The 12716-nt window shown below is 68.9% G+C and carries 9 protein-coding genes; 3 read left to right on the top strand and 6 right to left on the bottom strand.

Features of this window, described 5'->3' with window-relative positions; all coding sequences use genetic code 11:
* Positions 1-51 precede the first annotated feature (51 nt).
* Positions 52-1683: a DivIVA domain-containing protein gene (locus MJ783_RS15875; RefSeq protein WP_239311222.1), complete on the bottom strand. Its 1632-nt coding sequence runs from the start codon at positions 1681-1683 to the stop codon at positions 52-54.
* Between the two features lie 208 nt (positions 1684-1891).
* Here MJ783_RS15875 and MJ783_RS15870 point away from each other — a divergent pair, with 208 nt between their 5' ends.
* On the top strand, positions 1892-2494 hold the full coding sequence (locus MJ783_RS15870; RefSeq protein ID WP_239311221.1) for an NTP transferase domain-containing protein: 603 nt from the start codon (positions 1892-1894) through the stop codon (positions 2492-2494).
* Here the strand turns inward: MJ783_RS15870 and MJ783_RS15865 are convergent.
* The 3 genes from MJ783_RS15865 to MJ783_RS15855 form a co-directional block, all read right to left on the bottom strand.
* A complete protein-coding gene (locus tag MJ783_RS15865; protein WP_239311220.1) occupies positions 2474-2890 on the bottom strand; it encodes a nuclear transport factor 2 family protein in 417 nt (138 codons plus the stop codon). The genes MJ783_RS15870 and MJ783_RS15865 overlap by 21 nt on opposite strands.
* 271 nt (positions 2891-3161) lie before the next feature.
* Entirely contained in the window at positions 3162-4757 is a 1596-nt protein-coding gene (locus MJ783_RS15860; protein ID WP_239311219.1) for a nickel/cobalt transporter, read from the bottom strand.
* Entirely contained in the window at positions 4757-6082 is a 1326-nt protein-coding gene (locus tag MJ783_RS15855; protein ID WP_239311218.1) for a lipopolysaccharide assembly protein LapB, read from the bottom strand. Before MJ783_RS15855 ends, MJ783_RS15860 begins: the two co-directional genes overlap by 1 nt.
* A gap of 191 nt (positions 6083-6273) precedes the next feature.
* Here MJ783_RS15855 and MJ783_RS15850 point away from each other — a divergent pair, with 191 nt between their 5' ends.
* Together MJ783_RS15850 and MJ783_RS15845 are read left to right on the top strand one after the other, a co-directional pair.
* Positions 6274-7737, top strand: a complete 1464-nt coding sequence (locus tag MJ783_RS15850; RefSeq protein ID WP_239311217.1) for a DUF4331 domain-containing protein — start codon at positions 6274-6276, stop codon at positions 7735-7737.
* Between the two features lie 41 nt (positions 7738-7778).
* Complete coding sequence (locus tag MJ783_RS15845) at positions 7779-8213, top strand: hypothetical protein (protein ID WP_239311216.1); 435 nt, start codon at positions 7779-7781, stop codon at positions 8211-8213.
* Positions 8214-8401: 188 nt separating this feature from the next.
* Here the strand turns inward: MJ783_RS15845 and MJ783_RS15840 are convergent, their stop codons facing one another.
* Both MJ783_RS15840 and MJ783_RS15835 read right to left on the bottom strand, forming a co-directional pair.
* Positions 8402-10663 (bottom strand): PQQ-binding-like beta-propeller repeat protein, encoded by a 2262-nt coding sequence (locus tag MJ783_RS15840; RefSeq protein WP_239311215.1) that lies wholly within the window; start codon positions 10661-10663, stop codon positions 8402-8404.
* Positions 10664-10816: 153 nt separating this feature from the next.
* Positions 10817-12716, bottom strand: a 1900-nt coding sequence (locus MJ783_RS15835; protein ID WP_239311214.1) for an SGNH hydrolase domain-containing protein, incomplete at its 5' end; no start/stop codon positions are given.

The following is a 12716-nucleotide window of genomic DNA, read 5'->3' as shown; positions in this document are numbered from 1 at the left end:
TCGAGAATGCAGGATAAGCGGGGCGATCAATCACCGCTACCGCACCGGCACTCAGTCCGAGCCAAACATCAGATGTTCATGGATGCGGGCGAGCTCGCGCTCAAGAAAGTCGAGAAAATCGTCGACTTCGTATTCCCGATACCCACCGGAAAGCCAGGTGGTATCGAATTTTACGGCACTGATGTCGGCTGGCGTGAGACGCGAACGAAACGAATCAGAATCCCGCTTCCGGCTACCCGGGGAGGATTTCGCCAGAGCGTGCAGGTCAGCTAGTTCCTGGGCTACTCGGTCGAGGAACTCATCCACCTGATCAGCCTTGTAACCAACGCACAGCCGCGTCCGGGTGAATGACTTACCCGCCACCTCCGGACCGGTTATACCAGGATGATAGGAAACACCGCGGTCGCCCGGCCGGTCAGCGTCCGAAACCACGGACACGAACTTCTGGAGGTTTGCGAACTCCCGCGCGACGACGCCGAGGAAGTCATCCACCTCCTGTTCGCGGTAGCCACTGAGAAATTTCGCCGGATTGAAGGTCGTCGCGCTGATCTCCGCGGGCGTTACGAGCAGGACGAGTTCACGTGGATCCGGCCGGTACCCGCTCTCGACAGATCGGACAAGGGCGTGCAGGCGGTGCAGCTCCGCGGCGGCCCGATCGAGGAAGGCGTCAACACCGACCATCGTGTAACCGTCGTGCAGCCGGGTCGCGCTGAACGCCTTCGTGCTGAGGTCCTGAGACGTCACGATCGGACGGTAGCGAACGGAACGGCCGGTACCGCGTTCACCGCCCGACAGCCGGAGCGGTGGCTGTGACGGCCGCTGTGGCTGTGGCTGTGACGACAGCCGCCGCGGTACCAACGGGGTCACCGCCACGCCGGTGGCCCTCGCATCAGCGGGCGGCGTCGGAGCCGACGCGGCCGCTCCCCGCGGCAGCCGTGGCTGGATCGGCAACGGCATGGTCTGCCCCGGCTGAAGCTGTCGCGGCACCTGCACGACATCGCCGTGCCGCGCGAGCCCGCTGCCGTTCCGCACGGCCTCTTCGTGCCGCGCGATGTCATTATGCCGCACGATTTCCTCATACGAAATATCATCATCGTGCTGTGCGGCACCCGCGTACCGCGCGATACCGTCCGGCCAAAGAATCGCCGGGCGGACGAGGGCGTCCAATGGCGCGCTGATACGGCCGGCGAGGTCCGCCGCCCAGCGCCCGACCGACACCGCCACCGGTGGCTCGCCGTCCGGCAGCGGCCAGTGCATGGACACCCGATGAGCTACCGCCCGCGCCAACAGGTCGGTCGTACCACCCGCGATCAGGTCGAGGTCCTTCGACCACCGGACCGCGACGACGAGGTCGGGACGGGCCAGCTGCCGTTCGAGCTGAAGGAAACGTTCCAGCTCATGCCGGCACTGGGCGTTCCGGAAAAAAGCGGGAGTCATGACCGCGATGAGGATGGCCGCGGCGCTCGCGGGGTCCGCGGTGCCGGCGATCCGCTCGTTCCACAACTCATCCCAGCGATCATCCCGACGATCGTGGAGAACCCGGAACGCGGCGTGGCCCGTTCGGGTTCGAATATCCTCCTCGAGTGCCGCCGCGAGTTCCCCGAGGGACGCACCGTGACGCGCATGGTCCGCATCGGCATAGCTGAGGAAGGCGACCGGCGCCGAACCAGGCTGGCCGGGCACAGGAACCTCCCGCGTGACGTCGCGCGGAAACGCACTAATCAGGGACCTTTTCACCGTTCCTGACCATATAGTGAGCGGACGAATTCGGCGATGTGATCCAGAAAATGACACCCTAAGGTTATTGAAATATAATCATCTGCATCATCAATAAAATTTCATCAAATGAATAACAGTCGCGATAGCGTACGCTGCCATGCATGGCGGCAACATGACAGGCCGCGTGGGTGGCCTCGTGCTCGCCGCCGGAGCCGGCCGCCGCTTCGGCAGCCCCAAGGCCCTGGCCATGCTGGACGGTGAGGCGCTGGTCGAGCGGTCAGTCCGGCTGGTCGCACGGGGCGGCTGTACACCGATATTCGTGGTGCTCGGAGCACACGCGGCCGAGGTGGCCAGGGCGGCGAATCTGCCCACGGCACAGGTCCTTCCAACTCCGGACTGGGCCGAGGGCATGGGCGCGTCACTGCGGCGTGGGCTCGGCGCGGTTGCGGGCACCAGCCTCGACGCGGTGGTCATCACGCTCGTCGACCAGCCCCTGATCGGCGCGGAGGCCGTGCGCCGGCTGATCACCGCCCACGCGGCCGGCGCGGCCGCAGCGGTCGCCACCTATAACGGGCAGCCACGCAATCCCGTTCTGTTACGACGCGAAACCTGGACCGAGGTATGCGCTCATGCCCGTGGCGACATGGGCGCACGTGCCTGGCTGCGCGCCAACCCCGACCGGGTGGTCATGGTGGCGTGCGACGATACCGGCTGCCCCGACGACATCGATACGCCCGCGGACCTCGCCCGCCTGTCAGCCGCCCGCGGCCGGTGACCCGGGCTCGGCCGACGGCCGGCGGTGCAGGTGGAAGACCCGGTGCTGGATGCGCCACCCGGCCGGGGTGCGGACGACCGTGTCGGTGTACCGCCCGGACCCGGCCCGCCGATCGTGCAGGATGCCAATGACCCGGCTGTGCAGTACCGGCTCACCGCCGTCCTCGGTCACGTAGATGTTGGTGATGTGATGGGCGAGCGGATGCTCCGAGCCGGCCATGAAGCGCCGGATGGCGTCCAGGCCCTCCAGTTGCCCATCGCCGACGTCGCGCAGGTCGAACACCGCGTCCGCGGCGAAGACGTGCGCGAGCCCTGGCCAGTCCCGGGCGTCGATGAGGTCTCCGTAGCGCGCCGCGATCTCGTGCAGCGCCAGTCTGTCCGCGGTGTCGATGCCCACTGCCCGTCCTCGCCCCAACTGCCGGTCATGGCACCCGGAGGCTACTCCCGCCCGGTACCGCCCGCTGCGCGCTGCACGCTGCACGCTGCACGCGGCGTACTGGACGTCGATCGCCGGCCGCGCCCGTCTCCCGGCCAACTGGCACGGCGGCCAGGCAGCGATCACACGCGGTGGGTCGGCCCCGGCCGGCGGCACGCCACCCGTTGCGAACCGGCCGCCGGAGCGGCCGGAGCGGTCGGCAGGCCCACGGCGGCGGCCCCCGGACGGCTGCTCAGACGCCGAACTGAGCCCCCGCACGCAGCACAATGATCGCTCCAGCCACGACGATGACACCCGCGGTGGCCACCGGTGCCCATCTGGTGGCCACCGCGGTGAACCGGGGAGCGGCGCTGCTGGCTCGCCGCAGCAGAGGCCGATGCGCCCGGTCCAGCAGAACGCCGATACCGACCAGCGCGACGGCCATACCTACGCCGTAGGCGAACACCAGCACCACACCGAACCAGGCACGGCCGAGCGCGACAGCGCCCAGCAACACGACGACCGCGCTCGGAGTCGGCACGAGACCACCGGCGAAGCCCATCGCGAGCAGACCGCGCAGTTTCGGCGTTCCCACTGGCGAGGGGTGGGAATGCCAGCGGCCACCGTGCGTATGACCATGGTCATGGTCATGGCGATGACCGCCAGCATGGGCATGATCATGAATGTCACCATGGGCATGGTCGTGATCATGGTCGTGACCATCACCATGGGCATGGCCATCGGCTCCGGCCGGATGGGCATGCCCACCATTATGATCATGATGCTTATGGCTGATCCGGCGAAACGCGAGCCGGCTGCGCAGGAGTGTGACGCCGAGGCTCACCATCAACATGCCGCTGGCGACGCCGAGCCACGGGTACAACCGTTCCGGCGCAAGGTCCGTCGACACAGTCAGCGCCATGCCGAGCAGCAGCACGCCGAACGTGTGGGTCACGGTCACCGCCAGCGCCATCAGGGCAAGTTCCCGCCGGGATGCCCGGTTGCCGGCGATCCGGGCCGCCATCACCGTTTTGCCGTGCCCCGGAGCGAACGCGTGCGCGGTCCCGAGCCCGACCGCCAGCGCGACCGCCAGCAGGCCCATGCCCAACGACAGCGCCCGGCGCCCGGCCAGCTCGGTGAAACGCGCGGTGAGCCCGCTCCTGCCAGGGCCGCTGCCACCTGGGGACACCGCGGTATTCTCCCGGCCGTCAAGGGGGTCGACAGCCGCCGGACCGCCCGGCCGCACCCGCAACGTGGCGCTGGTGACGTCGGATGGGCTGGCCAGTGGGTCCGCCGGGTACGACGCGAGCAGCCCGCTCGGCGACCGCGCGGGAACGTCGCTGGCCACGAGTGTGGTCCGATCGCCCAGCGCCACCGTCTCGCGCCAGCCCACCCGGTCTGTATAAGCCCGCAGCGTGTACCGGACGGACGCGGGTGTGTCGCCGGTCTCGGCCGTGTACCGGCACACCAGCCGCAACAGCGACAGACCGCCCGCCCCCGGCGGGAAACGCAGGGTGGCCGCGGTTGGCTCGAGCGGGCGGACCCGGCCGTCCGCGGTCAGCTCGGCCTGGCCCGCGATGCGCTTACACTCCTGCTCCCGCCAGGTCTCGGCACCAGCGGCATCGATCGCCGGGCGGCTCTGGGCGGTCGGGATCTCGGCCATATCCACAATGACGTCGACACGTACCTGGTCCAGCTGCACCCGCAGCACGCTGCTGGTGTTCACGGTGAAGTTGCCCAGCGGATGAGCGGACGCCGCTCCCGCCGGCAGGACGGCGAACGCCAACGCGATCATCGCGACGGCCGGCCATCGCCAGCGGGTGGGCAGGCCCGGCCGCCTCGTCGCCATCACCGGTCACCAGCAAGGGCGGTCAGCAGCGTTCGGGCGCGGGGCGCATGCAGCGGTGAGAAATACGGGTCCGTGGCGAGCGCGGCCCGCAGGTCGGTCATGGCCGCGTCCCGCTGCCCGAGCGCTGCTTCGATCACGCCGAGGTGATAGCGCAGCAGAGCGCGCCGCGTACCGAGCGCAACCGCGGCACGGGCGTGCGCAAGGGCCTCGGAGTCCCGCCCGAGCTGGTGCAGCGCCCAGGCGTCGGCGTCCTGGACGAAAATCCCGGCCCGGGTGTTGAGCTGGGCCGCGGTGACCGCGTACGCGGCGGCCGGGTCACCATGGTCGGCCTCGAACAGCGCCAGGTCGACGCCGACGTCCACCCGCTGCTCGCGGAACAGCTCAGCGGTGGTCCGGACCAGTGCGTACTGGGTCCGTGCCTCCTCAGTCCGGCCCACCGACTCCAGCAGCTCCCCATATTCGACGACCAGTGCCGGCGCCGGCATCCGGGTCACCACGCGCTGGTAGTCAGCCAGCGCGCTCTCGGTCTGGCCGCGGGCCGCGGCCACTCGGGCCCGCCCGGCGAGCAACGTCGTCGAGGATGGATCTTTTTCCAGGCCCCGGCGGTAGGCAGCGTCGGCGCCGTCGAGATCACCGCTGTCCCGCGCGAGCTCACCGAGGTGGAAGAGGGCGAACGCGGCATCCGTCGGGGAGGTCGCGTCGGTGAGCACGCGCAGCATGGCATCCCGGGCATCCGCGGTGTCGCCCCGCAGCTCGAACGCGTAGGACACCCGGGCCAGCGAGGCGACATCCGGCCGCAGGTCGACCGTGTGCTGGACGGCCTCCCACGCCTGCGGGTAGCGGCCCAGCTCGATGAGGGCGTCCGCGCGTATCCCGCTGGCGGTCGCGCCGAACGGATTGATCGTTGTTGCCGCGTCCGCGAGCCGCAACGCCTCGACAAAATCATGGCGAGCCGCGGCCAACGCCGCCTGCCCGGCGAGCGCGGCGTCGTTGTCGACCGGGTGGACGGCCAGCGACCGGGCAAGCGCGCTCTCGGCACGCGGGTAGTAGGTCGGGTCGCCGGTGGCTCTGGCCCGCTCAACGTATGCGGTGCCCAGCGCCGCCCAGGCCGGCCAGTCACCGGGAACGAGGCTCAGGTGGCGCTGAAGATCGCCGATCGCCCGGGTCGGCACGTCCTGAGCCCCGGCCGCGCTGGCCTGGGGCGCGGGCGGACGCGCGGCGGTGCCCCCGAGCACGCCAGTGGGGATCAACGCCGCTCCCGCCAGCAGAGCGGCCGCGGCCGCCGTCACCACCACGATCGCCGTGACGGCTCGTCGTTTCCTCATCTGGTTCCTCTCCCAGTGCCGGCCTGCACAAGGCTGTTCGCGGCGGGCACACGTCCGGATGGGAGAAAACCTGTCGGCTTTCTGACACACGACCAGTCGCCGACACCCATCCGAACGGCCGCGGCGCACGAACAAGGAGATGTCGCGGGCCGGCAGTCAGGCTGGCCCCTGCATCATCCGAGGGGAAAATCATGATTGAGACAGATCCCGCCGACGGGGCACCTCGCCTCCGCGGTGGGTCGCGGGGCCGACCCGCACGGCGCGGCCTCACGGGGATCGCGGGCATCGCGGCGGTGGCGCTCGGTGTCGGTAGCGCGGTCGTGGCACTGACACCGGCGGCATCGATGGCGTCCAGCCACCGCGAGGCACCACTGGTCAGCACCGACCCAACCATCGACAACACCGACACCTACGCGTTCGTCAGCCCGGACGACAAGAATTCGGTGACGCTGATCGCTAACTGGATACCGTTCGAGGAGCCCGCTGGCGGGCCGAACTTCTACCCGTTCGCCAACGACGCCCAGTACGACATCAACATCGACAACGACGGGGACGCCAAGCCGGACATCACCTACCGGTGGACGTTCACCAACTCCTACAAGAACCCGAACACCTTCCTGTACAACACCGGTGTCGTCACCTCCCTGGACGATCCCGACCTGAACTTCACCCAGAGCTACCGACTCGAAATGATTAAAAAGGGCAGCTCCACAGTGCTCGCCGACAAGGTGCCGGTGGCACCATCCAACGTCGGTAAGGCATCCATGCCGAACTACGCCGCCCTGCGCGACCAGGCGACCCAAACTCTGCCCGGCGGGATCAAGACGTTCGCCGGCCAGGCCGACGACCCGTTCTTCCTGGACCTGCGCGTGTTCGACCTGCTCTACGGCGGCAACCTGTCCGAGATCGGCAAGGACACCCTCGCCGGCTACAACGTCAACTCGGTCGCGCTCAAGGTGCCGGCCGCACAGCTGGCGCTCAAGGGCGACGCGGGCCGCAACCCGGTGATCGGAGTGTGGAGCACCACGCAGCGGCGCAGCACCACGATGGTCTCCCCGACGAACAGCTCCGGCCGCGCGATGAGCTTCGGGCAGTGGTCGCAGGTGTCACGGCTCGGCTCGCCGCTGGTGAACGAGCTGGTCGTCCCGGTCGGCCAGAAGGACAGGTTCAACGCTTCGACGCCGTCGCGGGACGCCCAGTTCCTGAATTACGTCACCGACCCCGAACTGGCCCGGCTCATCCAGGGCATCTACAAGATCCCAGCGCCGAAAACCCCGCGTAACGACCTGGTCGCGGTGTTCCTCAGCGGTATCAGCAAGGGCAACCTCGGCGTCGACCTCACCTCGCCGACGCTGAACAACGACGCCAGCGCTAAGGACATCGCCCCGTCCGAGCAGCTCCGGCTCAACATGTCCATTCCGCCGGTGGCAAACCCGAACCGGCTCGGCGTGGTCGGCGGCGACGTGGCCGGCTTCCCGAACGGCCGGCGGCTGGCCGACGACGTGGTCGATATCGAGATCCAGGCCGTTGAAGGCGTCCTGCTGCCGAACGCGCCGGCCGCCGTCAAGGGGCTGGGGGACGCCGTGAACGCCAACAACACACCCTTCCTGGGCGCTTTCCCCTACCTGGCGCTGCCGAACTCCGGCTCACGCTGACACCGACGCTCGGAAATGACCAAAGCGGGAGAAGGGCCGCAATGATGATGCCTGCACCACCATCGATCCGGATGGCAGTAACGGCGGCGGGCCTGTTGGCCGTGACCGGGCTTGCGGCCGGCTGCGGTGGCGACGCGACCGCAGCCGCCAAACCGCTGCCGGCGATCGAGACCTTCCAGGCCGGCACCTGCCGGGATGCGGCAGCCGGGCTGGTCGACACCCTCCGCATCGCGCGTAAGGGCAACGACAAGCCGGACGGCATCAAACTGGTCGCGACCGACCTGATCGCCCCACAGGAGAAGCTCTACGACCAGATCCCGACCGCGGGCGAGTTCGCCCCTGATCTCGAACGGATCACGACCGCGATCGGATTCCTCCGGCTGCGCGTCGACACCAGCACCTACGAGCCGAAGTTACTGACCGAGGTGACGACGACGACCGAAGCGCTGGTCAACCGCTGTACTTCCAGCCGCTGATCTTCCTCGTCCTCACGTGTCCCGCTGTCTTCGCTGGCGGGCACCGCCGGGGGTCGGGGTTCACGATGGACCGGCGATCTCCGGCGGCGCCGGGCAGGGTGACCACAGCCAGCCGCCCTGCCCTCGGGCGCTTCCGGCGCCTGTTCTGAATCTTCCGTCCGGCCGAACCCAGAATTCGAAACACGCTCTTACGGCCCAGCACCGGTCACCGCGTTCAACGCATAGACGCGGGTGTCCAGGCTGCCGACGTAGACCAGGCCATTCGCGACCGCTGGCGACGAGTCGTCGACCGGCCCCTGAGTCACGTACCGCCACCGCAGTTTCCCTGTGACGGTCTCCACCGCGTAGATGCAGCGGTCGCGACTACCCACGTAGACCAGACCGTTCGCCACGGCCGGTGACGAACGGATGCCATTGTCGGTGGGAAACCGCCAACGGTCCCGACCTGTGCTGGCGTCCAGCGCGTAAAGATGGCCGTCATCGCTTCCCACGTACACCACCCGGTCGGCCAGAAGCGGCGTGGAGACCACCCCGTTATCCGCCGTGAACTGCCAGTTCAATGTTCCGGTCGCGGTGCTCAGGGCGTAGACGTTGTGGTCGTCAGCGCCTATCCACAGTGTTTCGTCCGACACCGCGGGCGAGGAGTCAACGGTGCTGCCGGTGGTGAAGCTCCAGCGTCGGCGTCCGCTGGCGGCGTCCAGCGCATAGATGTTCTTGTCCCGACAGCCGACGTAAACCCCACCGCTGTATACGGTGGGGGAAGAATTGAACCAGTCACCGCCGGTGAAACGCCAGCGCTCAGTGCCCGTGGCCGCCTCGACCGCATAGAGGTTGTGGTCCCGGCAGCCGATGTAGACCACACCATCAGCCACCGTCGGCGACGAATGCATCACGGCACCCGCCTGGAACCTCCACACCACCTGGCCGGTCTCAGCGTTCACCGCGTGCAGGTGGAAGTCGTTGCACCCGACGTACACCACCCCGGCGGCGACCACCGGGGACGACGTTACCGAGCCACCCGCCTGGTAGCGCCACCGTAGCCGTCCGGTCACGGCATCGATGGCGTACAGGTGGGAGTCGTTGCTGCCGATGTAGACAACTCCGTCGACAACCGCTGGGGAGGAGTACACCTCAGCCCCGCAGGTGAAGGCCCATGGCCGGGATGCGCCACCGCCGTCCGTGCCGCCGAGCAACCGAGCCGATCCCCAGACCGCCGCGCCGATCGCGCCGGTGACCGCCGCGGCGCCCGTCGCCCGCAGCAAGGTCCGCCGGTGCACCCGCGCGGATTCGGCCCGGCCGGTCGAACCCGCGGGACCCGCGGGACCCGCGGGAATAGCGGGACCTGAGGAACCCGCGGGAACGGCTCCGCCGCCGTGGGCCGGGGGGAGAAACTCCCCCGGTGGGAGGGGCGGGGTCGGCGCGATCAGCGGCGACAGCGGCGGAGACGGGGTAGAGGTCACCTCGTGGGAGTCGCGGGCTGGCCTGGACTGGAGCGCCGGACCGGACATCGCGTCAGGTGAGCCGGTGCTGCGGCGCCGCCGCTCGTAGGCATCCAGCAGCTGGTACCCGACCCGTGGTAACCAGTATTTGGCGTCGAATCCGCCCGACGTCCGCAGCCAGGTCCCAGCGATCTCCTCCAGCAGCTGGTTCGGGGTGGGCCGCAGCGCCGGATCACGCTGGGTGCAACGGCGGATCAGCTCGACGAGCTCCGCTGGCACCCCGGTGAGGTCCGGAGGATCACAGAGCAGTTGGGCCAGCACGTTCACAGGCGTCTCGCCCCGGTAGGGCAGGCGACCCGTCGCCGCGTACAACAGGGTGGCGCCCAGTGAGTACACGTCGGTGGCCGGTGTCACCGACGAGGTGTCCAGCGCCTGTTCCGGGGACATGTACTGGGGTGTTCCGATCACGGTGTGGGTAAGCTGCGCGCTACTGTCCGCCGTCCTGACCAGCCCAAAGTCGATGACCTTGGGATTCTCCTTGGTCACCAGCACATTCGACGGTTTCAGGTCCCGATGGATGAGCCCCACGCGGTGGATGGCATCCAGCGCCTCGGCGATCCCGGCCGCGAGCCAGGACACCGCGCGGACCGGCAACGGACCGAGCCGGCGCACCAGCAGCTGCAGAGATGGCGCGGGCACGTATGCCGTGGCCAGCCACGGCATCACCGCGTCGGCATCGGCGTCCACCACGGCTGCTGTGAACACACCGCTGACCTGCCTGGCCGCCGTGGCTTCACGTGCGAACCGCAGCCGGAATCCCGGCGCATCCACCACGTCGGCCCGTACCGTCTTGACGGCGACAAGCAGACCCGACCGGGACTGGCCGAGATACACCCGGCCCATCCCGCCGGAGCCCAGCCGGCCCATGATCCGATACGGACCGATCGACCGTGGGTCCTCGGGCAGCAGCGGTTCGTAGAGGTCCCCGGAAAAATCCTTCGCTTCGCTCACGCCGGCATCCATCGGTCCCTGCCGTCCAGACAGAACATTACGGGCTAGTCACAAGTCCCGACAAAGATTCGATGCACGCGCCCCAACCCCGTTTCTTGATCCATTATCCTATTGCCGGACGCCCTTAAACACAGGTTCGCGCGGTCAGTGCCATCATCGTCCCGCTACCGGACGATCATTGACCGGGCCGGGACGGCTGACCGGACCGCCGACGCTCACGGTGTCCGTGATCCCCGTCCCCGTTCCCGTGCCCGGCGTTGGAGCCGGGCCCGGACCCAGCGCCTTGCCGACCGCCGCCGCCAGCCATGGCGCGAGGCTGTGCATTCCCGCGGGGGTGAGGTGGACGGCATCGAAATAGAGCGGCTTGCCGGTGGATGTGCGAGTCCAGCAGTGCTCGGCCTGGCACAGCGCGGCGTCCACATCCAACAACAGCACCTGCGGATACCGGGCGGCGGCTTCGGTGATCAAGGCATTGAAACAGCGGCTCGACCGCGGATCAGCCTCGCCCGTGACATCGCGGGTGTCGGCCAGCAGGACCGGCCGGCCCGGGGCCGCCTGCGCCCATACCTGGGCTGCCTGGTCGAGCTGTTTGCGGTACAGCTGCCGGTACTCCGCGTCGCAGGGAGAAATCACCGAGCCGCGATACAGGCGCGCGTCCGCGTCCGTGCTGAGATCTACCATCAGCACATCCGGACGGCTTTGGGTGATACGCGTCCGCCACTGCTCCGGCCAGTTCACGCATGCCGCCGAGCGGGCGGGCACCGGCGGCGGCAGCTGCGTGGCGGCAGTGACACGGGCAAGCGGGACCGACGGCGGCGCCACCGGATACAGCCCGCACCCGGGCAGCGAGCCGTCCACCACCGAGTAGCGGCCATCGCCGTGCCGGCCAAGCGCAAGGGCCAGGTCGCTGGCGAACGAACCGCCCAGCGCCAACAACACCGGCTCTTTCCCGGGGTCCGGCCGTCTGTCGACCGCGGCGGACAGCCAGCTTCCACCGGCCGCGACAGCCGCGTACGCCAGCAGCAGCGCCGGGGCGGCCCATCGCACCCGCCAACGACGGGTCCGCAACCGTCCGACCAGCCCATCCTGTAGCAGCAGGCCGACGAACCACACGAACCCACCCCCGACAACGAGCAACGCCTCCGGCCGCGCATCCGTGAAGGCCTGCCTCAGCAGCCAGAACGCAGGAAGATGCAGCAACAGGAGCGGATAGGCCATCCGGCCCAGTTCCACCGGTCCCCCACGGCTGAGCAGCCACTCGATCGGGCCGTGACGGAACGCTGTGATCTGGCGATCGACGCTCGCCAACAGGAGTGCGGCGCCGCCGGCGCTGGTCGCCGGCCCCGCCCCGCGCAGCCAGGCAGCGGGGTGAGCGGTAGCGATCATCCCGCTGATGACCAGCACGGTCAATCCGGCCAGCCCGGCGATCGTGACCCACCAGACGCCGGCAGCCCGCTGGGCGTCGCCCGCGGCGACCGATTCGGCCGGCGGCCTCGCCGCCGCTACCAACCCGGCCGCGGCGGCGCCCAGCAGCCATTCGGCTGCCCGGACATAGCTGCCCAAAGCCAGTTCCGCGAGATCCGCTCCGGAAGCGGCCCGCACCGGACCAACCAGACAGGCCGCGGCGGCCAGCAACAGACAGAGCATCACGGTCAGCCACGCCGCGCGTCCCGTGTCGTCGGTCCTGTCATCAGTCCTGGTGAACCGCCTACCCATCCACCGGGTGAACCACCATAGACAGCCCAACAGCAACGGCCACAGCAGCGCGAACTGTTCGATCAGCCCCAGCAGCCACAGAACGCCCAACGGATCGATCTGGCCGGGGCGGTCCGCGTACCAGTCACCGCGCGAGGCGATGATTCCGTCCCGCACCACGAAAAGATCAAACCAGTTCCCGAGGTGTGCCAGTCCAGCGACCGCCGCCATCGCGAGCCGCCGGGCCTGCTCCGGCGGGCTGAGCAACGCGGCCAGCCCGAGCGTGACGGCCAAGGCGAACAGGGCGAGCGGGACACGGTGCTTGAAGTGATCGCGATACCAGTCAGCCAGCGGAATC

This window comes from Protofrankia sp. Cj3 (assembly GCF_917627355.1).
Lineage (GTDB): Bacteria > Actinomycetota > Actinomycetes > Frankiales > Frankiaceae > Protofrankia.
The sequence above is the reverse complement of the archived record's forward strand: the minus strand, read 5'-3'. Positions and strand labels throughout refer to the sequence as shown.